The organism is Burkholderia sp. BCC0506, assembly GCF_902833145.1.
GTDB lineage: Bacteria > Pseudomonadota > Gammaproteobacteria > Burkholderiales > Burkholderiaceae > Burkholderia.
This window is the reverse complement of the sequence record NZ_CADFEN010000006.1, coordinates 343,060-367,325: the sequence shown is the minus strand read 5'-3', so window position 1 is coordinate 367,325 and position 24,266 is coordinate 343,060. Positions and strand designations below refer to the sequence as shown.

Below are 24,266 nucleotides of genomic sequence, written 5' to 3'. Positions count from 1 at the left end.
GCCGCGCGCCGGATCGGGCGATTTCGCGCTGGCCGGGGGATCAGGCGCCGGCCGTGGGCGCCATGTCGACGAGCCGGTTGCTCATCACGTAGAACGTGAGTTCCGCGTTGTTCGACAGCCGCATCTTCTCGAGCAGCCGCGACCGGTACACGCTCACCGTCTTCACCGACAGCGACAGCGTGTTCGCGATATCGGTGAGCCGCTTGCCCGACGCGAGCATGCAGAGCGTCTGGTATTCGCGGTCGGACAGCTTCTCGTGCGGCAGCGGTTCGTTCTCGAACGACACGTATTCGGCGAGCGCCTCGGCCATCGCGGGGCTCACGTACTTGCGGCCGGCCGCGACCTGCTGGATCGCGCCGATCATCTGCGCGGCGTTCACCGTCTTCGACAGGTAGCCGGCCGCGCCGGCCTTCAGCGCGCGCACCGCGTACTGATCCTCGCGGTACATCGAGAACATCAGCACCGGCGTGCGCGGCAGCTTGCGCTTGAGGCGCTTGAGCACTTCGATGCCGTTCGTGTCGGGCAGCGAGATGTCGAGCAGGATCACGTCGAATTCCTGCTTGTCGACGGCCGCCATCGCGTCGCCGCCGTTCTCGGCCTCGGTCACGTCGCGCGCGACGCCGCGGTCGATCAGCAACTGGCGGATCCCTTGCCGGACGATCGCGTGATCGTCCACGAGCAGGATGTTCAGGCTCATCGCGACCTCACGAAAGCGACGTGCGGCGTGCCGCGACGGGCACCGCGAGCAGCGAATCCCACGCGAAGCGCGCGGTGACGCGCGTGCCGCGGCCGGTGGCCGGCGTGACCGTCTCGAAGCTGCCGCCGAACGCTTCGCAGCGCGCGCGCATGCCGGCGAGGCCGTAGCCGCCGCGGCGGCGCCGCGCGAAACCGGTCCCATCGTCGGTGACGTTCAGCGACAGGTACGAGCCGTCGGTGACGATCCGCACGTCGACCGACGTCGCGCGGGCGTGTTTCGCGACGTTCGACAGCGCTTCCTGCGCGACGCGGAACACCGCGAGCGCGCCCGCGCCGGCGATCCGCGTCAGGCGCGCGTCGGCCGCGCACACGAAGCTCGTGCGCAGGCCGGTGCGGGCCGCATGGGTGTCGATCCACGACGACAGCGCGCCGACCACGCCGGCGTCGAGCGCCGGCGTGCCGCGCGCGTCGATGAGCCGGCGATTCGCGTCGGTCGCGGCGTCGAGCGCCTGCTGCGCCAGCGCGAGCGCGCGCAGGCAGCCTTCCGGCGCGTCGGCCGGCAGCCAGGTTTGAACGTTTGCCAGTGCGAAGCGGGCGGCGGTCAGTTCGGCGCCGAGCCCGTCGTGCAGCTCGCCGGCCAGGTGGCGGCGGGCCGCTTCGTCGGCGGCGAGTAGCTGGGCGGACAGTGCCGCGATCCGGGCGGCGGCCGCGTCGCGTTTCGACGCGGCGTCGGCCATGGGCGGGGTCGCGGCGCAGCCAGGCATCTGCTGGCGCGACGGGAACGGGGCGTGGGCGCCTGCGGGCGCGTTAAGCGACGTATCCATGACTCTCCCTGCTGTCAGAAAGCGGTTCAGACACCGGCTGGCTGCGTGGGCTGGCTGCCGTTTCGATGACGGTCGCCGCCAGAGAATCGCTCCATGCCGAGGTAACAAAAGTTACATCTTGTAACGCTTGCATCCGACCCTTCCACGCTCATCCGAACGGCAACCACGCGCGCCGAATAATATCTCAAAAATTCTGAAAAGGTCATGTCCGGCGGACATTTAAGGGTAAATGTGAATAATCGGAATGAACCTGTTGTAGGAAAAACACTGACGCCCGAACACCGGACGATGACGTATCCAAATGTAACTATTTGAGATGGAATGGTCCCAGTTTGTTACGAATTCGCCAAGTCCGGACGAAAAAAAACCGGAGCTTTCGCTCCGGTTCTTGATGGCGCGCAAATAAGGGGATCGATCAGTCCACGAATGCGCGTTCGATCACGTAGTGGCCCGGCGCGCTGTTCTTGCCTTCGACGAGGCCGGCCTGCTTCAGCAGGTCGGTCGTGTCCTTCAGCATCGCGGTGCTGCCGCACAGCATCACGCGGTCGTTTTCCGGCGAGAACGCCGGCACGCCGAGATCCGTGAACAGCTTGCCCGTCGCGATCAGGTCGGTGATCCGGCCCTCGTTGTCGAACGCCTCGCGCGTGACCGTCGGGTAGTAGACGAGCTTTTCCTTGATGATGTCGCCCAGGTACTCGTGGCCCGGCAGGTCGTGCTTGATGTAGTCCATGTACGCGAGCTCGCCCTTCAGGCGGCACGTATGGGTCAGGATCACCTTGTCGAAGCGGTCGTAGATGTCCGGATCGCGGATGATCGACATGAACGGCGCGAGGCCCGTGCCCGTCGACAGCATCCACAGCGTCTTGCCCGGCAGCAGGTTGTCGGCCACCAGCGTGCCCGTCGGCTTCTTGCCGATCAGCACCGTGTCGCCCACCTTCAGGTGTTGCAGGCGCGACGTCAGCGGGCCGTTCTGCACCTTGATGCTGAAGAATTCAAGATGCTCTTCGTAGTTCGGGCTGACGATCGAGTAGGCGCGCGCGAGCGGCTTGCCGTCGACTTCGAGGCCGACCATCGTGAATTCGCCGTTGTTGAAGCGCAGGCTCGGCTCGCGGGTGCAGGTGAAGCTGAAAAGCGTGTCGGTCCAGTGATGGACGGATTGGACGGTGGCGGTGTCGTATTTGCTCATGGCTTTGAAAACGGACGCGCGTAGCGGACGCGTGTAACGGGCCCAAAAACGGGCAAAAAACCGAGTGCGTCGGCCCGATCGCGGATCGGCCGGCCGGCGCGTCGGACACGCGCCCTCTCGATGACAGACGTTTGAGTAACTCGTTATTTTACCCTGCTTGGGGCAGATGCGGGCTTGACCCGCGCGGCTGCGCGGATTTGGCGCAACGCATCCTTGCAACGGGCTTTCAGCGCTCGGCCGCGCGTTTCGCGCGCAGGCGATGCGTGTCGGCGGCGCCGTGGCCGGCGGCCCGACCGGCCGAAGGCGTTACCGCGGATCGAGGCGCAGGCGCGCGATGTACGGCAGGTGGTCCGACAGCCACGCAGCTTCGCCGGACGGCGCGCGCCATTCGAGCGGCGTCAGGCCGCGCACGAACATCTTGTCGAGCGCGAGCGCCGGCGAGAACGCGGGGAACGTGCGGCCCGATTCGCCGAGCAGCGTCGCGACCTCGGACAGCCCGATCTCGCCGAACAGCGCGACCGAGTCGTTGCGCCAGTCGTTGAAGTCGCCGGCGAGCACGAGCGGATCGTCGCCCGCATTGCGCACGATCCAGTGCGCGATCCAGTGCATCTGGCGCAGCCGCGCGGCGCGCGTGAGCGCGAGGTGCGCGCACAGCAGCGTGACCGGGCGTGCGCCGGCGAGCGTTGCGCGCGCGACCAGCAGCCCGCGCCGCTCGAAGCGGTGCGCGGAGATGTCCCAGCGGCCGCCGAGGTCGAGCGGATGCGGCGACAGGATCGCGTTGCCGTGCCGCCATGACGGCTTGAACACGTTCGGCCCGAGCGCGATCTGCCAGTCGAGCGCCTGCGCGATCTCGGTGGCCTGGCAATGCCACACGTCGTCGACCGCGTCGTCCATCGGCGCGCCGAAGCCCGGTGCGAGCATCGGGCGCGGCATGCGGCGCGCCATCGCTTCCTGCAGGAAATACACGTCGGCGTGCGTCGACTGCATCCAGTCGCGCATCGCGTTCCACGCGGTGAAGCCGAGCGGCGAGCGGCCCTTGTGCAGATTCCAGCTGACGGCGGTGATTTCGTCGGGCGCGGCGTGCGGTTCCGCGAACGGCAGGGAGAGGGCGTCGGCGGACATGGCGCTCAGTCCTTCGCGACGTGCGCGCGCACGCGGTACACGAGATGCGGATGCTGCTCGACGAGCGTCCAGTCGGTCCACGCGTCGCCGCCGACCGACAGGCCGGGATGGCTCGCGACGATTTGCCGTGGCGACGCGGGCACGCACGGATCGCTGCGCGTCGCGTTTTCGTCGTCGAGCGTTTCCTGCACGTCGAGCCCGAGCGACACGGTGTTCGCGGCGGCGTCGACGGCGAGCGGGGCGACCGTCACCGCGCGCGAGCGCTCGGTCGGCACGACGCGCGCGGCATTGCCGCAACCGACCGGCACGGCCGACGGATAGCGATGGGTATCGGTGCGGGACTGGCCCACGGTGGTGTTTTGCTGGAACGTGTCGATCGTCTGACCGTCGCGCACCACCTGGATTTCCCATGCGACGACGGCCGGCGCGGGGCTCTGCGCATGGGCGGCGAGCGCGACGCTCGCAAGCAGGACGGCCAGGCCGTGTTTCAGCATGAAACGTCTCCGGAAACGCGGGATAGCGGGGAACGGACGCACATCTTACGCCCGATCGATTTCGGTCGCGATGCGACCGGATGCACCGCGACAGGTTCGCAGCACGGTGCGGTCCTGCTCCACAGGTCGGGCCGCGTCATGCGTTTTCAAGCGAAAAAGCGCGCGAACTCGGCGACGCTCGCGCGCTCGGTGACGAGGCGGTTCTCGATCGCGTCCGGGTCCGCATGGCCGAGCGACATCCCGCAGACGAGCTGCTCGTTGGCGGGAATGTCGAGGTGTTCGGCGACGATCCGGTGAAACGGCACGAACGCGGCCTGCGGGCAGGTATCGAGGCCGCGGGCGCGCGCGGCCGTCATCACCCCCTGCAGGAACATCCCGCAGTCGAGCCACGCTCCGTGCGTCATGATGCGATCGAGCGTGAAGAACAGCGCGACCGGCGCATCGAAGAAACGGAAATTGCGCGCGTGCTGCGCGTGCATGCGCGCCTTCTCGTCGCGGCGGATGTTCAACAGGCCATACAGGTCCCAGCCGACCTTGCGGCGCCGGTCGAGATACGGCGACACCCATTCGCGCGGGTAGTAGTCGTATTCGGCGACGTATTTCTCGTCGCGCGCGGGATCGTCGTAGGCCGCGGTGAGCGCGGCGGCGAGCGCGTCGCGCGTCGCGCCGGTGGCGACGTACACGCGCCACGGCTGGATGTTGGTGCCCGACGGCGCGCGGCTCGCGGCCTCGAGGATCGCCTCGAGCGTGTCGCGCGGCACGGGTGTCGGCAGGAATGCGCGGATCGCGCGGCGCGACTTGAGCGCGGCGTCGACGGCACGGATCGCGTCGGGGTCGACGCGCGGGGAAGCAGCGGGGACGGACATCGGCAACCCTTCGGGCGAGGCGGTCAGGCGAGGCGCGCAGCAGCGCGTGCGCGACGTGCGGACATCTTCGGCGAGGCCGGCGCGAACGTCGCGAACTTTCGATGATACGCCGGGGCGCGCGGCCGTGCAGCGAGCGCGCGCTGTTAGCAGCAGGCTCGCGCGGCTGCTTGCTTGCGCTGCGATGCGGGATCGCTACACTGAAAATCGTAAGGGTCTGATGAGTGTGTGACCGCAAGTGCAGCGAGGGTGGTATGACGACGGCAATGGTGAAGCAGGAACTGGCGGTGGCGTCCTTCAGCACGGTGTACGACCTCGAGCAGGTCGAGACGGCGCTGGGCGACCTGAACGAGAGCGCAAGCGACGCGCTGCGCTCGACCTACGAGAAGATGCTCAAGACGGGGAATCTGCGCTTCTGCGTGAAGCCGAACCGGATGCCGTCGTTCGATGCGCTCGGCGAAGCGTTGCCGAATTTCGGCGAGCCGCTCGACGACGTGCGCAAGCAGGTCGCGCTGTGTCTCGAAACGGACGACCGGCTCGAACTGATGCCGATCCTGCTGCTCGGGCCGCCCGGGATCGGCAAGACGCATTTCGCGAAGGCGCTCGCGCAACTGCTCGGCACCGCGTACCACTACGTGCCGATGAGTTCGCTGACGGCCGGCTGGATCCTGTCGGGCGCGTCGTCGCAATGGAAGAACGCGAAGCCGGGCAAGGTGTTCGATGCGCTCGTGAACGGCAGCTACGCGAACCCGGTGATCGCGGTCGACGAGATCGACAAGGCCGGCAGCGATGCGCAATACGATCCGCTCGGCGCACTGTATGCGTTGCTCGAGCACGACACGGCCCGCGCGTTCGTCGACGAATTCGCGGAAGTGCCGATCAACGCGGGCAACGTGATCTGGATTGCGACCGCGAACGACGCGCACGCGATTCCGGAGCCGCTGCTCAACCGGATGAACGTGTACGAGATCGCGCCGCCCGATGCGGCCGGCGCCCGCCGGATCGCGCAGACGATCTACGACGAGATCCGCACGTCGCATGGGTGGGGGCGGCGCTTTCCCGAGACGCTCGGCGACGATGCGCTCGACGTGCTGGCCGCGACGCCGCCGCGCACGATGCGCCGCGCACTGCTGCACGCGTTCGGCGCCGCGCGGCTCGACGGCCGCGACGCGATCGGGCCGGCCGACATCCGGGCCGACGAAGGCGCGGCGAAACGGCGGCCGATCGGCTTCTGACGCCGCCGCGCGCACACGGCCGCGGCGTGCGCGCGTGGCGTTCCCGGCCGCGTCGTGGCCGCGCGATGCGGCGGGGTTCGGCAAGCGGGCGAACCGGGACGTACAATTGCCCTCTCTCCCTTCGACGCGCGAGCAGCGCGAAAAGTCATGGAGCAGACGGATTGTGTCGTGATCGGCGCGGGTGTCGTCGGTCTGGCGATCGCGCGCGAGCTGGCGGCGCGCGGGCGTGAAACCATCGTGCTCGAGGCGGCCGACGCGATCGGCACGGGCACGAGTTCGCGCAACAGCGAGGTGATTCACGCGGGGCTCTATTATCCGCGCGGGTCGCTGAAGGCGACGTCGTGCGTGCACGGGCGCGACCTGCTGTACGAATTCTGCGAGACGCATCACGTACCGCACCGGCGTACCGGCAAGCTGCTCGTCGCGACGAGCGCCGCGCAGGTGAAGCAGTTGAAGGCGATCGGCGCGCGCGCGGCCGAAAACGGCGTGCTCGACCTGCTGCCGCTCACGCGCGCCGAAGCGCAGACGCTCGAGCCCGCGCTCGAATGCGTGGAGGCGCTGTTCTCGCCGTCGACGGGCATCGTCGACAGCCACCAGCTGATGCTCGCGCTGCTCGGCGACGCGCAACGCGACGGCGCCGTGTGCGCGCTGCACGCTCCGGTCGAGTCGATCGACGTGCTGCGCGGCGGGCGCTTCGTCGTGCGCACCGGCGGCGCCGCGCCGACCGAACTCGACGCCACCTGCGTGATCAACAGCGCGGGGCTCGGCGCGCAGGCGCTCGCGCGCCGCACGCGCGGCCTCGATCCGCGCTGGGTGCCGCCGCTCTATCTCGCGCGCGGCAATTATTTCAGCCTGTCGGGCCGCGCGCCGTTCTCGCACCTGATCTACCCGATGCCCGACCGCGCCGGGCTCGGCGTGCACCTGACGTTCGATCTCGGCGGGCAGGCGCGCTTCGGCCCGGACGTCGAGTGGTGCGATTCGCTGCGCTACGAAGTCGATCCGGCGCGCGCGGGCGGGTTCTACACGTCGATCCGCGCGTTCTGGCCGGGCCTGCCCGACGAGGCGCTGCAGCCGGCGTATGCGGGCATCCGGCCGAAGCTCGCGGGGCCCGGCGAGCCGCCGGCCGACTTCATCGTGCAGGGCGCCGCACAACACGGCGTGCGCGGGCTCGTGAACCTGTTCGGCATCGAGTCGCCGGGGCTCACCGCGTCGCTCGCGCTCGCGCAGCGCGTCGGCGACATGGTGTCGCGGGCATGACGCACGGCCGGCCGCCGCGCGGGAGCGGCGGCGTGAAGCCCGTGTGAAATCCCTTATCTCGGGCATTTCGGCGCGCACATTTATTCGTTCGGGGGTTATTCTGTCGACCGGCCGTCGCCAGAACGGCTTTCAAACCGATAACGTTGGAGCGAGTCCCCCATGAAAACATCCCGTCGGAGTTTCCTGATTACGAGCATTGGTGCCGTGTCCGCGCTGGCGCTGTCGCGCGAAGCGCTGGCCGATGCGCCGATGCTGTCGGAAACCGATCCGACCGCGGTGGCGCTCGGCTACAAGGCCGATGCCACGAAGGTCGACAAGACGAAGTACCCGAAATACGCAGCGGGCCAGGATTGTGCGGCCTGCATGCTGTACCAGGGCAAGAAGGGCTCGGCGTCGGGCCCGTGCGGCGCGTTCCCCGGCAAGCAGGTGTCGGCGAAGGGCTGGTGCAGCGCATTCTCGAAGATGGGTTGAGGCCCGAGCGGCATCGTGCGATGCCGCATTGTGGCGAAAACCGCAACACGCTCGCCGTCGTTCGATGGCGAGCGTTTTTTATTGCTTGAAAACGGTTCCGTCGCTTTCTACACTCGCTGCACCCCCGCGCGCCGCGGCACCCCCGCGCGCCGAACCGCCCGACACGGCCAATTCACGAGGACGAGGCACGCATGGCGACGATTGCGAATTCAACGAAAGCGGCCCGGCCCGAGCGTGCGCTGAACCGGCGTGCAGTCGTGGCCGCCGTGATCGGCAATGCGCTCGAGTGGTACGACTTCACGGTGTTCGGCTTCATGACGGTCGTGATCGCCGAGCTGTTCTTCCCCACCTCCAGCGAATACTCGTCGCTGCTGCTCACCACCGCGACGTTCGGCGTCGCGTTCTTCATGCGCCCGATCGGCGGCATCGTGTTCGGGCTGTACGCGGACCGCGCAGGCCGCAAGGCCGCGCTGTCGCTCGTGATCCTGCTGATGACGGCCGGCATCTTCCTGCTCGCGATCGCGCCGCCCTATGCGGCGATCGGCATCGGCGGCCCGCTGCTGATCGTGCTCGGCCGCCTGCTGCAGGGCTTCTCCGCGGGCGGCGAATTCGGCAGCGCGACCGCGCTGCTGATCGAGGCCGCGCCGTTCTCGAAACGCGGGTTCTACGGCAGCTGGCAGATGGCGAGCCAGGCGGGCGCGCTGCTAATCGGCGCGCTGGTGGGCGCGGCCGTCACGCGTGGGCTGTCGCACGACGCGCTGCGCAGCTGGGGCTGGCGCGTGCCGTTCATCCTCGGGCTCGTGATCGGCCCGATCGGCTTCTATATCCGCCGCCATCTCGCGGATTCCGAAGCATTCCTGCATGCGCAGCAGAGCGCGCGCCGCGCGACGCTCGGCGAAGTATTCACGCGCCACCCGCGCGAGGTGCTGTGCGGGCTCGGCTCGGTGATCGCGCTCACCGTGACGATCTACGTGCTGATCAGTTATCTGCCGACCTTCGCGGTGAAGCAGCTGAAGCTGCCGTATGCGGAATCGTTCTACGCGGTGATCGTCGGCAACCTGCTGCTGATGGTGCTGTCGCCGGTCGCGGGCGCGTGGTCGGATCGTATCGGCCGTAAAGGGCTGTCGCTGTGGTCGCTCGTGCTGACGCTCGCGCTGATGTATCCGCTGTTCGCTTGGCTCGACGCCGCGCCGAGCATCGGGCGGCTGATCGCGGTGCAGGCGATCCTGTCGGTCACGCTCGCGGGCTACTACGGGCCGTTCGGCGCGATGATCGCCGAGCTGTTCCCGGCCAACGTGCGCTCGACCGGACTGTCGATCGCGTACAACGTCGCGGTGATGCTGTTCGGCGGCTTCGGCCAGTTCATCGTCACGTGGCTGATCAAGGTGACCGGCACGCCGCTCGCGCCGACCTACTACGTGATGGCGGGCATCGCGCTGTCGATCGTCGCGGTCGCGTTCGTGCCCGCGCGCAGCGCCGACCTCGACGCGCCGGCGTGACGACATGACGATTTGACGACGGTCGTCGAATCGTTTCGCAAAACGCAATGATGTGCTGCGCAACGCGGGGAAACGGTGCGTCGCCCCTTCGTGTTCGCGCCCGAATTGTTTAGTCGTCGAACGAAACATGCCGCGAAATGAGCGGAATTGTCGCTCGCGCGCGTTGTCGCATTTTTTACCCACACTAAAAATCGGCAAAAACCCGACGGGCATCTAGAAGAGTTTTTTCTCCAGCTTGTTGCCGCATCGTTAGCTCAAGTAATATCCGCGTACGCCGGACCCTGGCGGGACCGGTTCCGATCTGGAGACCTGGAGGAAACATGGAATACAACCGTCTGTTGCACACCCTGCGTGTTACCGCCATGGCAGGCGTGGCAGCGGCATCGCTCGGCGTCGCGGGCTCTGCATTCGCACAGATCCCGAACAAAACGCTCGTCTACTGCTCAGAAGGCAGCCCGGCGGGTTTCGATTCCGCGCAATTCACGACCGGCGTCGATTTCACCGCCGCCACATTCACCGTCTACAACCGTCTCGTCGAATTCGAGCGCGGCGGCACGAAGGTCGAGCCCGGCCTCGCCGAGAAGTGGGACGTGTCGTCCGACGGCAAGGTGTACACGTTCCACCTGCGCCATGGCGTGAAGTTCCACACGACCGACTTCTTCAAGCCGACGCGTGAATTCAACGCGGACGACGTCGTGTTCTCGTTCGAGCGCATGCTCGATCCGAACAATGCGTTCCGCAAGGCGTACCCGGTGTCGTTCCCTTACTTCACCGACATGGGCCTCGACAAGCTGATCACGAAGATCGAGAAGGTCGATCCGTACACCGTGAAGTTCACGCTGGCCGAGCCGAACGCGCCGTTCATCCAGAACATGGCGATGGAATTCGCGTCGATCCTGTCGGCGGAATACGGCGACCAGCTGATGAAGGCCGGCCGTGCCGCCGACATCAACCAGAAGCCGGTCGGCACGGGCCCGTTCATCTTCCGCAGCTACACGAAGGACGCGACGATCCGCTTCGATGGCAATCCTGATTACTGGAAGAAGGGCGAAGTGAAGCTGTCGAAGCTGATCTTCTCGATCACGCCGGATCCGGGCGTGCGCGTGCAGAAGATCAAGCGCAACGAATGCCAGGTGATGAGCTATCCGCGCCCGGCCGACATCGCGACGCTGAAGGCCGATTCGAACGTCGACATGCCGTCGCAGGCGGGCTTCAACCTCGGCTACCTCGCGTACAACGTCGAGCACAAGCCGGTCGACAAGCTCGAGGTGCGTCAGGCGCTCGACATGGCGATCAACAAGAAGGCGATCCTCGAGTCCGTCTACCAGGGCGCCGGCCAGGCCGCGAACGCGCCGATGCCGCCGACCCAATGGTCGTACGACAAGAACCTGAAGCTGCCGGCCTACGACACCGCGAAGGCGAAGGCGCTGCTCGCGAAGGCCGGCTTTCCGAACGGTTTCGAGATCACGCTGTGGGCGATGCCCGTGCAGCGTGCATACAACCCGAACGCCCGCCTGATGGCCGAGATGATCCAGGCCGACTGGGCGAAGATCGGCGTGAAGGCGAAGATCGTCACGTACGAGTGGGGCGAGTACATCAAGCGCGCGCACGGCGGCGAGCAGGACACGATGCTGATCGGCTGGACGGGCGACAACGGCGACCCCGACAACTGGCTCGGCACGCTGCTCGGCTGCGAGGCGATCAAGGGCAACAACTTCTCGCACTGGTGCTACAAGCCGTTCGACGAACTGGTGCAGAAGGGCCGCACGACGACGGGCCAGGACGCGCGCACGAAGCTCTACACGCAGGCGCAGCAGATCTTCGCGCAACAGCTGCCGTTCTCGCCGATCGCGAACTCGACGGTCTACCAGCCGGTGCGCAAGAACGTGGTCGACATGCGTATCGAGCCGCTCGGCTATGCGCGTTTCGACGGTGTCAGCGTGAAGTAACCGGGCTGGCGTAAGCTGTCGTCATTGAGAAAACCGGCTTGAAATCATCCGGCGGCGCGGGGCCAGAAGCCCCGCGTCGCCGGTCGCACATTTCCCACAAGAAAATACGAGACGCATCATGCTCAGATTCGTGTTGCGCCGCGTGGGGATGGTGATCCCGACTTTCATCGGCATCACCATCCTGGCGTTTGCGCTGATTCACCTGATACCGGGCGACCCCATCGAAGTGATGATGGGCGAGCGCGGTGTCGATCCCGCGATGCATGCGGAGGCGATGAAACGCCTCGGGCTCGACCAGCCGCTGCCGCTGCAGTACCTCCACTACATCGGCCGTGCGCTGCACGGCGACCTCGGCACGTCGATCATCACCAACACGAGCGTCGCGGGCGAATTCTTCGCGCGCTTCCCGGCGACCGTCGAGCTGTCGCTGTGCGCGCTCGTGTTCGCGCTCGCGGTCGGGCTGCCGGCCGGCGTGATCGCCGCGCTGCGGCGCGGCTCGGTGATCGACCACGGCGTGATGGGCACCGCGCTCACCGGCTACTCGATGCCGATCTTCTGGTGGGGGCTGATCCTCATCATGGTGTTTTCGTCCTACCTCGGCTGGACGCCGGTGTCGGGCCGCATCGCGGTCGAATACGATTTCCCGCACCCGACCGGCTTCATGCTGATCGACGCGCTGCTCGCGCCGGACGAAGGCTCGTTCAAGTCGGCGGTGAGCCATCTGATCCTGCCCGCGATCGTGCTCGGCACGATTCCGCTCGCGGTGATCGCGCGGATGACGCGCTCGTCGATGCTCGAAGTGCTGCGCGAGGACTACATCCGCACCGCGCGCGCGAAGGGGCTGTCGCCGGCGCGCGTGGTCGTCGTGCATGCGCTGCGCAACGCGCTGATCCCGGTCGTCACCGTGATCGGCCTGCAGATCGGCACGCTGCTGGCCGGCGCCGTGCTGACCGAGACGCTCTTTTCGTGGCCCGGCGTCGGCAAGTGGCTGATCGATGCGATCGGCCGTCGCGACTATCCGGTCGTCCAGGGCGGCATCCTGCTGATCGCGACGCTCGTGATCGTCGTGAACCTGGTCGTCGACCTGCTGTACGGCGTGCTGAATCCGCGCATCCGCCACACGAGGTAATTCCATGAGCAATCTGCAAAATACCCTGCCGACCGAATCTGCGCCGGCCGGCGGCCGTGCGCTCGCGCTGCGCGAGTTCTGGGCCAACTTTTCGCGCAACCGCGGCGCCGTCGGCGCGGGCATCGTCGTGATCGTGCTGATCGCAGTCGCATTGCTCGCGCCGCTGATCGCGCCGCACAGCCCGGTCGAACAGTACCGCGACTACGTGAAGATTCCGCCCGCGTGGCTCGCCGGCGGCAACTGGCAATTCATCCTCGGCACCGACGAAGCGGGCCGCGACATCCTTTCGCGGCTGATGTTCGGCGCGCGGATGTCGTTCTGGATCGGCTTCGTGTCGGTCGTGCTCGCACTGATCCCCGGCATCGTGCTCGGGCTGGTCGCCGCGTTCTTCCAGAAGTGGGCCGACACGCCGGTGATGCGCATCATGGACGTGCTGCTCGCGCTGCCGTCGCTGCTGCTCGCGGTCGCGGTCGTCGCGATCATCGGCCCGGGCCTGACCAACACGATGTTCGCGATCGCGATCGTCGCGCTGCCGGCCTACGTGCGCCTCACGCGTGCGTCGGCGCTCGGCGAGCTGCAGAAGGAGTACGTGACCGCGTCGCGCGTGGCCGGCGCCGGCACGCTGCGCCTGATGTTCTCGCAGGTGCTGCCGAACTGCACGGCGCCGCTGATCGTGCAGGCGACGCTCGGCTTCTCGTCGGCGATCCTCGATGCGGCCGCGCTCGGCTTCCTCGGCCTCGGCGTGCAGCCGCCGACCGCCGAGTGGGGCGCGATGCTCGCGTCCGCGCGCGACTACATCGACAACGCGTGGTGGATCGTGACGATGCCCGGCCTGTCGATCCTGATTTCGGTGCTCGCGATCAACCTGCTCGGCGACGGGCTGCGCGACGCGCTGGATCCCAAGCTGAAACGGATGGCATGACCATGACCCAGAACCTACTGACCATCCGCAATCTCGCGGTGAACTTCAACGGCCTGCCCGCGGTCGACCGGATCAACCTGTCGGTCGCGCCGGGCGAGGTGGTGGGCGTCGTCGGCGAATCGGGCTCGGGCAAGAGCGTGACGATGATGGCGCTGATGGGCCTGATCGACGCGCCGGGCAAGGTGACGGCCGACGAGGTCACGTTCGACGGCGTCGACCTGCTGAAGGCGTCGCCGAAGGCGCGCCGCAGGATCGTCGGCAAGGACATCGCGATGGTGTTCCAGGATGCGCTGACGAGCCTGAACCCGAGCTACACGGTCGGCTACCAGATCAAGGAAGTGCTGAAGCTGCACGAAGGGCTGCGCGGCGACGCGCTGCACCGGCGCGCGCTCGAACTGCTCGACCAGGTCGGTATTCCCGACGCGAAGAACCGCATCGCGTCGTTCCCGCACCAGATGTCGGGCGGGATGAACCAGCGCGTGATGATCGCGATGGCCGTCGCGTGCAACCCGAAGCTCCTGATCGCCGACGAGCCGACCACCGCGCTCGACGTGACGATCCAGGCGCAGATCATGGATCTGCTCGTGAAGCTGCAGAAGGAACGCGGGATGGCGCTCGTGCTGATTTCGCACGACCTGGCCGTGGTGTCGGAGGTCGCGCATCGCGTCGCGGTGATGTACGCGGGCGAGATCATCGAGACCAACCGCGTGCCCGACATCTTCCGTGCGCCGCATCATCCGTACACCGAAGCGCTGCTCGCGGCGATTCCCGAGCACAATAAGGGGGCGCGTCGCCTTGCCGCATTGCCGGGCATGGTGCCGGGCCGCGATGATCGCCCGTCCGGCTGCCTGTTCGCGCCGCGCTGCAAGTACGTCGTCGACGATTGCCGCAAGGCGCGGCCGGCGCTCGACACGCTGGTGCCGGCCAACGATGCGATGCGCGCGCGCTGCATCAAGCCGCTCAATCTTTCCAACCTCGACCTGACGGGAGGCGCACGATGAATGCAGTCAATGAAACGCCTCGCGCTTCGCACGACGAGGACGCGGTACTGGTGGCCGACGGCCTCGCGAAGCACTACACGGTGAAGCGCGGGATGTTCGGGCAGGGCACGGTGAAGGCGCTGAACGGCGTGTCGTTTTCGCTCAAGCGCGGCAAGACGCTCGCCGTCGTCGGCGAGTCGGGCTGCGGGAAATCGACGCTCGCGCGCCAGCTCACGATGATCGAGACGCCCACCGCGGGCAGCCTCGTGATCGACGGCAAGAACGTGGCCGGCGCGAGCCGCGACACGGTCGCCGACCTGCGCCGCCGCGTGCAGATGGTGTTCCAGAACCCGTTCGCGTCGCTCAACCCGCGCAAGACCGTCGAGCAGACACTGTCCGAGCCGCTCGAGATCAACGCGAACCTGACGCCCGCCGAGCGCGCGGCGCGCATCGCGCAGATCATGCGCACGGTCGGCCTGCGGCCCGAGCACGCGAAGCGCTATCCGCACATGTTCTCCGGCGGCCAGCGCCAGCGTGTCGCGATCGCGCGCGCGATGATCCTCGATCCGCGCATCGTCGTCGCCGACGAGCCGGTGTCCGCGCTCGACGTGTCGATCCAGGCGCAGATCCTGAATCTCTTCATGGATCTGCAGGAGCAGTTCAAGACGAGCTACGTGTTCATCTCGCACAACCTGTCGGTGGTCGAGCACGTCGCGGACGACGTGATGGTGATGTACTTCGGCAGCGTCGCCGAGCTCGGCGACAAGGCGACGATCTATGCGCGGCCGCGCCATCCGTACACGCGGGCGCTGATGTCGGCGACGCCGGCGATCTTCGAGGAAGACCGCCGCGTGCAGATCAAGCTGCAGGGCGAACTGCCGTCGCCGCTCAATCCGCCGTCGGGCTGCGCGTTCCACCAGCGCTGCCCGTACGCGGTCGAGCGCTGCCGCGTCGAGGAGCCGCAACTGCGCGACGTGGACGGCCGGCGCGTGGCCTGCCATCGCGCCGAGGAGGTAGGGGAGGCGAATGCCTGAAGCGTTGGCGGCGCGCGTGTCCGGCGTGCGCCGTGCGGGGGCAGGCAGCGCGCGCGTGATGCGCGCGTACCGCCACGCGCGGCGCTGGAGCGTGCGTACCGTCACGGGCGCCGCGCTGGCCGGCGCGTGCGTGGCGGCCAGCGTCGTGGTCCCCGTCGAACCGGCGCGCGCCGAAGGGCGTGCGCCGGCGACTTCGCCGATTCATCCGTCGCAGGTTCCGCCGCCCGGCATGAGCCTGCCGGGCTTTCACGCGCCGTCCGTATCGGACGGCACGGTGTCGCGCGGCACCGTGCGCCTGCAGCCGGCGCGCATGCCGTTCTACGTCGCGACCAAGGGCAAGGTCACGCTCTACGTGCTCGGCACGCTGCACACGGGCGATCCGTCCGATTACCCGAGCGCGCAGCCGTTCCGGCCGAGCATCCTCGCGGCGCTCGCCGCGTCGCCGACGCTCGCGCTCGAGCTGTCGCCCGACGATCTGCTCGAATCGCAGGACGACGTGTCGAAGTACGGCGTGTGCCGCTACCCGTGCCTGCAGCGCCTGCTGCCCGAGCCGCTGTGGCAGCGGCTCGCGGCGCGCCTGCGCGGCAACCCGGCCGCGCTCGCCGAGATCCGCAAGATGCGGCCGTGGCTCGCGGCGCTCGTGGTCGAGACCTACGATTCGCTGTCGGCCGGCCTGCAGACCGAATACGGCACCGAGGCGCAACTGCAGAACGTGTTCCTGAAGAGGAAGGGCGGGCGCGTGATCGGGCTGGAGACGCTCGCCGAACAGATGCGCGCGTTCACCGGGCTGACGCTCGCGGAACAGCGCGAGATGCTCGCGCAGGACATGGTGCAGACCCCTGCGCAGAACGCCGACGACATCAAGGCGCTGCACCGGCTGTGGCGAATTGGCGACGCCGATGCGATCTCCGCGTGGGCCGTCGCGAAGAGCGAACGGCTCGCCCGTTCGAAGGCATTGTCGGCGTCGCTCGACAACAAGATCGTGTACGAGCGCAACCGGCGCTTCGTTGCACGGATGACGGCAATCGCCGCGCCGAACCGGCCGCTGTTCGTCGCGATCGGCGCGCTGCATCTGGGTGGTCCGCGCGGCGTGCTCGAATTGTTGCGCCAGCAAGGATACCGGGTCGACGCGAACTGATCGCGCCCGGCAGCCCGCCCTGATCTTCCCCTGTTTGATCGACGTCGCGCTTACCGCACGAAGCGCCTGCGCGGTAGGGCCGGTCGATAAGGAAAACCCTTGAATGATCGGAAAATAGCGTTTAAAACGATTGACATCCCGTTCGGCCAATATCTATTCTTCACCCCACAAGTTGAAAAAATGAAAAGAATAGATAAGTTCTACGGGGTAGCAAAAATAAAGCGCGGGGTGAGCGTCGCCGGCACGTGAAGCACGTGCCGGCCGCGGAGAGGCGGCATGCACGGCGGGGCCAATCGTCGTCGCACAACACATGCATGCAAGCCGACTTGCACATAAGCGACGTTCCGTCGTCTGACCGGGGAAGGCAGTGATCGGGCGGCGGCGGACGTTTTTTAATCCGGAATATTTTTCCGGTCACCGTCGCAAGACGGTTTCGGGGGGTGAATCGACAGACGGCGAAGCCGCGGCGATTGCACCAACGGAGAAGCGCCGCGAGGGCGCTTTTTTCTTTTGGGCGACGAAAACGTGCGGCGCGCGGGCAATGCGCCGAACGTGGCGTCACGCGCCTTCGTCGGCCTGCAGCGCGCCGGGCGCCACGACGTCGACGCCGGCCGCCTCGAGCGCCGCGCGGATCCGCTTCGCGAACGCCAGCGCATGCGGCCCGTCGCCGTGCAGGCAGACGGTCTGCGCATTGAGCGGCACCCATTCGCCGCTCAGCGCGCGCACCTGCCGGTTGCGCACCATGTCGAGCGTGCGCGCGAGCACCGCGTCTTCATCGTCGATCAACGCGCCGGGCTGGCTGCGCGGCACCAGCGAGCCGTCGGCGCGGTAGCCGCGATCGGCGAACACTTCCTCCACCGCCGCGAGCCCCGCATGCCGCGCGGCCGCGATGAACACGCTGTTCGCCAGGCCGAACACCGCGAGCGACGGATCGAAGTCGTGGATCGCGGACACCACCGCGTCGGCGATCATCGGGTCGCGCGCGGCCTGGTTGTACAGCGCGCCGTGCGGTTTCACGTGCGCGATGCGCCCGCCCTCGGCCTGCGCGATCGCCGACAGCGCGCCGAGCTGGTACAGCACGCCCGCATAGATGTCGCCGGCCGGCAGCTGCATTTCCTTGCGGCCGAAGTTCTCCGGATCGTGAAAGCTCGGATGCGCGCCGATCGACACGCCTTTCCGCACGGCCCAGCGCACGCAGTCGCGCATCGCGTTCGCGCCGCCCGCATGCCATCCGCATGCGATGTTCGCCGACGTGACGAGGTCGAGCAGCGCCTCGTCCGATCCGCATCCTTCGCCGAGATCGGCATTCAGATCGATTTCCATGATGTCCTGGTCCACTGGTTGCGTGGCGCGTCCTTCGTTGCTGCTTCCGCCATTGTCACGCCGCGCGCGATGGGGCGCGGCGGCGCGCTTCCTCGCGCATCTCGATCGCGACGTCGATCTGCCGCAGGTACGCCCGTTCCGCGACGAGGGCGGCGCGCGCGGCGTCGGGCGTCGTGCGCACGAAGCGGATCGGCAGGTTGAGCCGCGCCTGCGCGAGCTTCCACAGATCGGCGCGGATCACCGTGCCGATCTTCGGGTAGCCGCCGGTCGTCTGCGCGTCGTGCATCAGCACGATCGGCTGGCCGTTCGGCGGCACCTGGATCGTGCCGGGCAGCACCGCGTGCGACAGCAGCTCGACCGGCCGCTCGCGCACGAGCTCGGCGCCGGCGAGCCGATAGCCCATCCGGTTGCTGTTCGCGGTGACGAGCCATTCCTCATCCCAGAACGCCTGCTGCGAATCGGCCGCGAACGACGCGTAGTCGGGGCCCGGCAGCACGCGCACGGGCATCGCCCACGGCGCATGCGCGGGGCGGTGACGGCGCGGCGGCTCGTCGACGCGCACGAACGCGCACCACGCCGGCGCCTTCACGCCGAACTCGGGCGCATCGGCCGCGAGGCAGCCCGCGCCGGCCGGCGGCACGCCGACCGGGAGCCGGTCGCCGTCGCGCAGCGCGCGGCCGCCGAGGCCGCCGAAGCGCGACGCGAGATCGGTGCTGCGCGAGCCGAGCATCGGCAGCACGTCGATGCCGCCCGCGATGCACAGGTAGCCGCGCATCCCGCGTTTCGCGGCCGGCAGCACGAGCGTCTGCCCGGCGTCGACCGGCAGGCTCCACCACGAATACACGGGCCTGCCGTCGAGCGTCGCGCCGAACTCGGTGCCGGTGATCGCGACGCGCGTGGCGCGCGGGAAGCGGAACGTGGCGGGGCCGATGGTGATCTCGACGGCCGCCGCGTCGGGGCGGTTGCCGACGAGCCGGTTGCCGACCTCGAGCGCGAGGCCGTCGAGCGCGCCGCCCTGCGCGACGCCGAGATGGCGCGTGCCGCGGCGGCCAAGATCCTGCACGGTCGACAGCGGGCCGGCCCGCACGACCTCGATGGTGCCCGGTGCGTGGTTCTGGGTCATCGCGCGTCGACTCCCGCAATGGTGAAGCGCACGCGGTCGCCGGGCAGCAGCAGTGTCGGCTGCGCCCGCGCCGGATCGAACAGCACCTGCGACGTGCGGCCGATCAGTTGCCAGCCGCCGGGCGACGTGGCCGGGTAGATGCCCGTCTGCGCGCCGCCGATGCCGACCGAGCCGGCCGGCACCTCGAGGCGCGGCGCCGCCCGGCGCGGCGTGTGCAGCGACGCATCGAGGCCGCCGAGATACGCGAAGCCCGGCTGGAAGCCGACGAAGAACACGACGTAGGCGCCCGCCGCATGGCGCGCGACGACCTCGTCGGCCGACAGGCCCGTGTGCGCGGCGACGGCCGCCAAGTCGGGGCCGGCGGCGCCGCCGTACTCGACCGGGATCTCGACCTCGCGGCCGTCCGCGTGCTCGACGTCGGCCGTCTCCCACGCATCGCGCAGCGCGGGCGTGAGCGAGTCGGCCGTCGCGGCGAGCGCGTCGAACACGATGGTGAGGTTGTTCATGCCGGGAACGACGTCGATCACGTCGGGCCACGCGCGCGCGGCCTCGGCCACGGCCCAGACGCGGCGCTGGCAATCGAGCGTGGCGGGCGGCGGCACCTCGCAGACGAGGGCGGCATCGCCGAGCGGATAAATGCGGGGTTGCGTCATCGGACTGGCACGGTTCGGACGGCAATGTTAGCGCACATTGTCAATAAAATATCGACAACTTCTCAATAAGCGTTTTCGCCTAGCTCGTCGGCCGGGGCTTCTGGCGTACACTCGGGCACATCCTGTCATCCGGCTTGCGCCGCCTTTCCATGAAGCGTCCTGCGACCAAGATCGTGTCATCCGAACACCTCGTTTCCGATTCGAGCGCGGAGCTGTCGGAGCTCGAATACGGGCTCATCATGGCCGGCAACGCGTTCAACCGCTGGATGGTGCGCTGCATGTCGGCGGCCGGCGCGAAGGACATGACGGCGGTCGAGGTGTCGCTGCTGCATCACGTCAGCCATCGCGAACGCAAGAAGAAGCTCGCCGACATCTGCTTCGTGCTCAATATCGAGGATACGCACGTCGCGACCTATGCGCTGAAAAAACTGATCGCGCGCGGTTACGTGAAGAGCGAGAAGACCGGCAAGGAAGTGTTCTTCTTCGCGACCGACGCGGGCCGCGACCTGTGCCTGAAGTACCGCGAGGTGCGCGAGCACTGCCTGATCGAGACGCTGAAGGACAGCGGCCTCACCAACGAGCAGATCGGCGACGCGGCGCAGTTGCTGCGCCACGCATCGGGCCTCTACGACACGGCCGCGCGCGCGGCGGCGTCGCTGTAAACGTTGACGGAAGCGGTCCGGCGCGGCGATGCGCTCGCGGGCACGCGGCGACGATCGCGGCGCCGCGCGCGGCATTATCCGGCGGCCGGGTAGAGCGCGGCGTCCGTGACGATCCAGCGCAGTGCGAGATCGTGCGCCTCGGCCGGCAGCGCATCGACGCGGCACGCCTCGTACGCGATGCCGACCGTCACGGGCAGCGCGTCGCCCGGCCACGCGGCGAGCGTGCGGTCGTAGTAGCCGCCGCCGTAGCCGAGCCGGTAGCGCTGCGGATCGAATCCCACACAGGGAATCAGCAATAGATCGGGCACGACGACGATGCCCGACGCCGGTTCCGGAATCCGGTGATGGCCTTCGCGCATCGGCGTGTGCGCGTCCCACGCGTGAAAGGCGAGCGGCGTGTGACGCTCGCCGATCACCGGCAGCGCGGCGCACCGGCCGGCACCGGCCGCGCACCATGCGAGCACCGCGTCGCGCGCATCGAATTCACCCGGCAGCGGCCAGTAGAACCCGACCGTGCGCGGCGCCAGACGGTCGAGCAGCGTGCGCAGCCGCGCGTCGAGCGCGGCGTTCGCGGCGGGTTGCGACGCGGCGTCGCGACGCGCGCCGGACAGCGTTTTGCGCAGCGCAACCTTCGGGTTCGGCACAGGGTTGCGTGCTATGCTTTCGCTCACTTCGTGCTCCATTCAAAACGATGTCGAACAGCCTTTTCCGAGTATATCGCGCGGTCGCACTGGCGCTTTCGGCCGCCGCGCTCGTCGCCGGCACGGCCGCGTGCGCCGCACCGAACGACGACACGCTCGCCGGGGATGACCAGATCTTCGTGCAGCTTCGCGAAGCCGCACGCCGCAACGACGCCGCGAAGGCCGCGCAGCTCGCGTCGATGATCCCGAACTATCCGGTTCCGTCCTACGTCGAGTATTTCCAGATCAAGCCGCAGCTGTTCGATTCGACCGGCCGCGCGCGCGTCGATGCGCCGGATGCGCCCGTGCAGTCGTTCCTGCAGCGCTACGACGGGCAGGCGATCGCCGACCGCCTGCGCAACGACTACCTGCTCGTGCTCGGCGCGCGTCACGACTGGCGCAACTTCGACGACCAGTACAAGCGCTTCGTGCTCGACGACGACACGCAGGTCAAGTGCTATGCGCTCGAGTCGCGCGCGGCGCGCAACGAGAACGTCGCCGACGCGGCGCGCGCGCTGCTCGTGGAGCCGAAGAACTATGGCGACGCGTGCGTCGACCTGATCACCGCGCTCGCGGTCAACCAGCAGTTCACGAGCGACGACGTGTGGCAGCAGGCGCGCCTCGCGTACGAGCAGAACTACACGACGCTCGGCGGCAAGATCGTCGACGCGCTCGGCCCGCGCCCAGCCGGTTTCGACCAGGCGACGAGCGCGCCGCCGCTGTACCTCGCGCGCGGCGTCGGGCCTGACGCCGCATCGCATCAGCTCGCGCTGATCGCGCTCGGCCGCATGGCGCGCAACGATCCGGATGCCGCCGCCGGGATGCTGACGACGATCGCGCCTTCGCTCACCAAGCAGGAACAGGCGATCGCGTGGGGCGCGATCGGCTACCAGGGCGCGATCAAGCGCTCGCCGATGGCATCGGTCTGGTATGCGAAATCGGCGAACGCGCCGCTGTCGAACCCGGGCTACGAATGGCGCACGCGCGCCGCGCTGCTCGCCGGCAACTGGCCGATGGTGCGCTGGTCGATCGAGCAGATGCCGCCGTCGCTGCGCAACGATCCGGCGTGGATCTACTGGCATGCGCGTGCGCTCAAGCAGAGCGGCGACACGCTGCAGGCGAACCAGGAATTCGAGCAGGTCGCCGGCCAGTTCAACTTCTACGGGCAACTGGCCGGCGAAGAGCTCGGCCAGCGCACGACGATCCCGCCGCGCACGAAGGTGAGCGACGCCGAGATCGACGCGATGGGCAAGATCCCGGGCTTCGCGCTCGCGCAGCGTTTTTACGCGCTGAACCTGCGCCTCGAAGGCAATCGCGAATGGAACTGGCCGCTGCGCGGGATGACCGATCGCCAGCTGCTCGCGGCCGCCGAATACGGCAAGCGCGTCGAGCTGCTCGACCGCACGGTCAACACGGCCGACCGCACGAAGGCCGAGCACGACTTCACGCTGCGCTATCCGTCGCCGTACCGCACGACCGTCGAGCGCTATGCGCAGTCGACGGGCCTCGACATCGAGTGGGCGTACGGGCTGATCCGCCAGGAATCGCGCTTCATCATCAGCGCGCGTTCGTCGGTCGGCGCGGGCGGCCTGATGCAGCTGATGCCGGCGACGGCTCAGATGGTCGCGAAGAAGCTCGGCATGGGCGCGATCTCGCGTGCGCAGATGCACGACATCGACACCAATATCCAGCTCGGCACCTGGTATCTCGCGGACATCTACAACAACTTCGACAGCTCGCCGGTGCTTGCCACCGCCGGCTACAACGCGGGCCCGGGCCGGCCGCGCCAGTGGCGCCAGGTGTTGACGCAGCCGGTCGAAGGCGCGATCTTCGCGGAGACGATTCCGTTCAACGAGACGCGCGACTACGTGAAGAACGTGTTGTCGAACACCGTCTACTACGCGGCGCTCTTCGAGGGCAAACCGCAGTCGCTGAAGAAACGTCTAGGCATGATCTCGCCCTGATACGCAATCAGCACACTGCCGCGCGAGACGCGGCAGTGTGCTTTTGAGGACCCGAACATGGACCGCCAGACCGTCGCGCTGCTGGGCGGCACCGGCTTCATCGGCAGCCGGCTCGTCAATGCGCTGATCGACGCCGGCAAGCACGTGCGGATCGGCACGCGGCGGCGCGACCACGCGCGCCATCTGCAGATGCTGCCGGTCGACATCGTCGAGCTCGACGCGCTCGATACGCGCACGCTCGCGCGCTTCGTCGCCGGCGCGCAGGCGGCGATCAACCTGATCGGCGTGCTGCACGGCGGGCGTGGCACGCCGTACGGGCCGGGCTTCGAGCGCGCGCACGTCGCGCTGCCGGCCGCGCTCGCGGCGGCGTGCACCGAGGTCGGCGTGCGGCGCCTGCTGCACATGAGCGCGCTCGGCGCCGATCCGCACGGCGCGAGCATGTACCAGCGCTCGAAGGGCGACGGCGAAGCCGCGCTGCATGCGGTCGCGGCGACCGATTCGCTCGCGCTGACGATCTTCCGTCCGTCGGTCGTGTTCGGCCCCGGCGACGCCTTCCTCAACACGTTCGCGAAGCTGCAGCGCACCGTGCCCGTGCTGCCGCTCGCGATGCCCGACGCGCGCTTCCAGCCGGTGTTCGTCGGCGACGTCGTACGCGCGTTCGTCAACACGCTCGATCTCGCGGCCGCGCACGGCAAGACCTACGAACTCGGCGGCCCGACCGTCTACACGCTCGAGCAACTGGTGCGCTACTGCGGCACGCTGGTCGGCCGGCAGGCACGCATCGTGCGGCTGCCCGACGCGCTTGCGCGGCTGCAGGCGAGCGTGTTCGAATGTCTGCCCGGCGAGCCGGTACTCACGCGCGACAATCTTGCGACGATGTCGGTGCCGAACGTGCTGTCGGGGCCGCTCGCGCCGGAACTCGGGATCTCGCCCGCGAGTCTCGAAAGCATCGCGCCCGTGTATCTCGGCGAAGCGACGCAGCGCTCGCGGTTCGACTGGTTCCGCTCGCGCCGGTAGCGCGGCGCGCCGCCGGTCGGGCGCCTTTCCTTTTCTTTTTCGCGT

General features: G+C 68.1%; 23 protein-coding genes. 13 read left to right on the top strand and 10 right to left on the bottom strand.

The window, feature by feature from the left end:
- Nucleotides 1-40: 40 nt before the first annotated feature.
- The 6 genes from rqpR to HWX62_RS16730 all read right to left on the bottom strand — a co-directional run bounded on the left by rqpR (nt 41) and on the right by HWX62_RS16730 (nt 5,188).
- Nucleotides 41-697 (bottom strand): response regulator transcription factor RqpR, encoded by a 657-nt coding sequence (rqpR, locus tag HWX62_RS16755; protein WP_107312671.1) that lies wholly within the window; start codon nt 695-697, stop codon nt 41-43.
- Between the two features lie 7 nt (nt 698-704).
- Nucleotides 705-1,520, bottom strand: coding sequence for a quorum system sensor histidine kinase RqpS (gene rqpS, locus HWX62_RS16750; RefSeq protein ID WP_175928094.1), 816 nt, complete (start codon nt 1,518-1,520; stop codon nt 705-707).
- 415 nt (nt 1,521-1,935) lie between these two features.
- Complete coding sequence (locus tag HWX62_RS16745) at nt 1,936-2,706, bottom strand: ferredoxin--NADP reductase (RefSeq protein WP_175928093.1); 771 nt, start codon at nt 2,704-2,706, stop codon at nt 1,936-1,938.
- A gap of 306 nt (nt 2,707-3,012) precedes the next feature.
- Nucleotides 3,013-3,828, bottom strand: a complete 816-nt coding sequence (locus HWX62_RS16740) for an endonuclease/exonuclease/phosphatase family protein (protein ID WP_175928092.1) — start codon at nt 3,826-3,828, stop codon at nt 3,013-3,015.
- A 5-nt stretch (nt 3,829-3,833) separates the two neighbouring features.
- Complete coding sequence (locus HWX62_RS16735; protein WP_175928091.1) at nt 3,834-4,322, bottom strand: hypothetical protein; 489 nt, start codon at nt 4,320-4,322, stop codon at nt 3,834-3,836.
- A 146-nt stretch (nt 4,323-4,468) separates the two neighbouring features.
- Complete coding sequence (locus tag HWX62_RS16730) at nt 4,469-5,188, bottom strand: nitroreductase (RefSeq protein WP_175928090.1); 720 nt, start codon at nt 5,186-5,188, stop codon at nt 4,469-4,471.
- A 251-nt stretch (nt 5,189-5,439) separates the two neighbouring features.
- Here HWX62_RS16730 and HWX62_RS16725 point away from each other — a divergent pair, with 251 nt between their 5' ends.
- From HWX62_RS16725 to HWX62_RS16680, 10 genes are all read left to right on the top strand, one after another.
- The gene (locus HWX62_RS16725; RefSeq protein WP_175928089.1) at nt 5,440-6,420 is read left to right on the top strand and encodes an AAA family ATPase; all 981 of its coding nucleotides are present in this window, start codon (nt 5,440-5,442) and stop codon (nt 6,418-6,420) included.
- Nucleotides 6,421-6,567: 147 nt separating this feature from the next.
- Entirely contained in the window at nt 6,568-7,677 is a 1,110-nt protein-coding gene (locus HWX62_RS16720; protein ID WP_175928088.1) for an NAD(P)/FAD-dependent oxidoreductase, read from the top strand.
- Between the two features lie 159 nt (nt 7,678-7,836).
- Complete coding sequence (locus HWX62_RS16715; RefSeq protein WP_021163765.1) at nt 7,837-8,148, top strand: high-potential iron-sulfur protein; 312 nt, start codon at nt 7,837-7,839, stop codon at nt 8,146-8,148.
- 191 nt (nt 8,149-8,339) lie between these two features.
- Nucleotides 8,340-9,647, top strand: a complete 1,308-nt coding sequence (locus HWX62_RS16710) for an MFS transporter (protein ID WP_175928087.1) — start codon at nt 8,340-8,342, stop codon at nt 9,645-9,647.
- Between the two features lie 320 nt (nt 9,648-9,967).
- Nucleotides 9,968-11,596 (top strand): ABC transporter substrate-binding protein, encoded by a 1,629-nt coding sequence (locus HWX62_RS16705; RefSeq protein WP_175928086.1) that lies wholly within the window; start codon nt 9,968-9,970, stop codon nt 11,594-11,596.
- Nucleotides 11,597-11,714: 118 nt separating this feature from the next.
- Entirely contained in the window at nt 11,715-12,725 is a 1,011-nt protein-coding gene (locus HWX62_RS16700; RefSeq protein ID WP_175928085.1) for an ABC transporter permease subunit, read from the top strand.
- 4 nt (nt 12,726-12,729) lie between these two features.
- Nucleotides 12,730-13,647, top strand: coding sequence for an ABC transporter permease subunit (locus HWX62_RS16695; protein WP_006489141.1), 918 nt, complete (start codon nt 12,730-12,732; stop codon nt 13,645-13,647).
- Between the two features lie 2 nt (nt 13,648-13,649).
- Nucleotides 13,650-14,648 carry an ABC transporter ATP-binding protein gene (locus HWX62_RS16690; protein WP_175928084.1) on the top strand — a complete coding sequence of 333 codons (999 nt, stop codon included), beginning with the start codon at nt 13,650-13,652 and terminating at the stop codon, nt 14,646-14,648.
- Nucleotides 14,645-15,661 (top strand): peptide ABC transporter ATP-binding protein, encoded by a 1,017-nt coding sequence (locus HWX62_RS16685; RefSeq protein ID WP_175928083.1) that lies wholly within the window; start codon nt 14,645-14,647, stop codon nt 15,659-15,661. Before HWX62_RS16690 ends, HWX62_RS16685 begins: the two co-directional genes overlap by 4 nt.
- Complete coding sequence (locus tag HWX62_RS16680) at nt 15,654-16,799, top strand: TraB/GumN family protein (RefSeq protein WP_175928082.1); 1,146 nt, start codon at nt 15,654-15,656, stop codon at nt 16,797-16,799. The genes HWX62_RS16685 and HWX62_RS16680 overlap by 8 nt, the downstream gene beginning before the upstream one ends.
- Nucleotides 16,800-17,357: 558 nt before the next feature.
- On the opposite strand, the gene pxpA is transcribed toward HWX62_RS16680, so the two are convergent.
- From pxpA to pxpB, 3 genes are read right to left on the bottom strand one after another with little or no spacing between them, the layout of a single operon-like run.
- Nucleotides 17,358-18,122, bottom strand: a complete 765-nt coding sequence (gene pxpA, locus HWX62_RS16675) for a 5-oxoprolinase subunit PxpA (protein WP_175928081.1) — start codon at nt 18,120-18,122, stop codon at nt 17,358-17,360.
- Nucleotides 18,123-18,177: 55 nt separating this feature from the next.
- Nucleotides 18,178-19,245, bottom strand: coding sequence for a biotin-dependent carboxyltransferase family protein (locus tag HWX62_RS16670; protein WP_175928080.1), 1,068 nt, complete (start codon nt 19,243-19,245; stop codon nt 18,178-18,180).
- A complete protein-coding gene (gene pxpB, locus HWX62_RS16665) occupies nt 19,242-19,898 on the bottom strand; it encodes a 5-oxoprolinase subunit PxpB (RefSeq protein WP_175928079.1) in 657 nt (218 codons plus the stop codon). Before pxpB ends, HWX62_RS16670 begins: the two co-directional genes overlap by 4 nt.
- Before the next feature lie 149 nt (nt 19,899-20,047).
- Here pxpB and HWX62_RS16660 point away from each other — a divergent pair, with 149 nt between their 5' ends.
- The gene (locus tag HWX62_RS16660) at nt 20,048-20,560 is read left to right on the top strand and encodes a winged helix DNA-binding protein (protein ID WP_208456108.1); all 513 of its coding nucleotides are present in this window, start codon (nt 20,048-20,050) and stop codon (nt 20,558-20,560) included.
- Nucleotides 20,561-20,634: 74 nt separating this feature from the next.
- Here the strand turns inward: HWX62_RS16660 and HWX62_RS16655 are convergent, their stop codons facing one another.
- Entirely contained in the window at nt 20,635-21,243 is a 609-nt protein-coding gene (locus tag HWX62_RS16655) for a 5-formyltetrahydrofolate cyclo-ligase (RefSeq protein WP_175928077.1), read from the bottom strand.
- A gap of 8 nt (nt 21,244-21,251) precedes the next feature.
- On the opposite strand from HWX62_RS16655, the gene HWX62_RS16650 reads away from it, so the two are divergent.
- Both HWX62_RS16650 and HWX62_RS16645 read left to right on the top strand, forming a co-directional pair.
- A complete protein-coding gene (locus HWX62_RS16650) occupies nt 21,252-23,204 on the top strand; it encodes a lytic transglycosylase domain-containing protein (RefSeq protein ID WP_175928076.1) in 1,953 nt (650 codons plus the stop codon).
- A gap of 57 nt (nt 23,205-23,261) precedes the next feature.
- Nucleotides 23,262-24,221 (top strand): complex I NDUFA9 subunit family protein, encoded by a 960-nt coding sequence (locus tag HWX62_RS16645; protein WP_175928075.1) that lies wholly within the window; start codon nt 23,262-23,264, stop codon nt 24,219-24,221.
- Nucleotides 24,222-24,266: the final 45 nt, after the last annotated feature.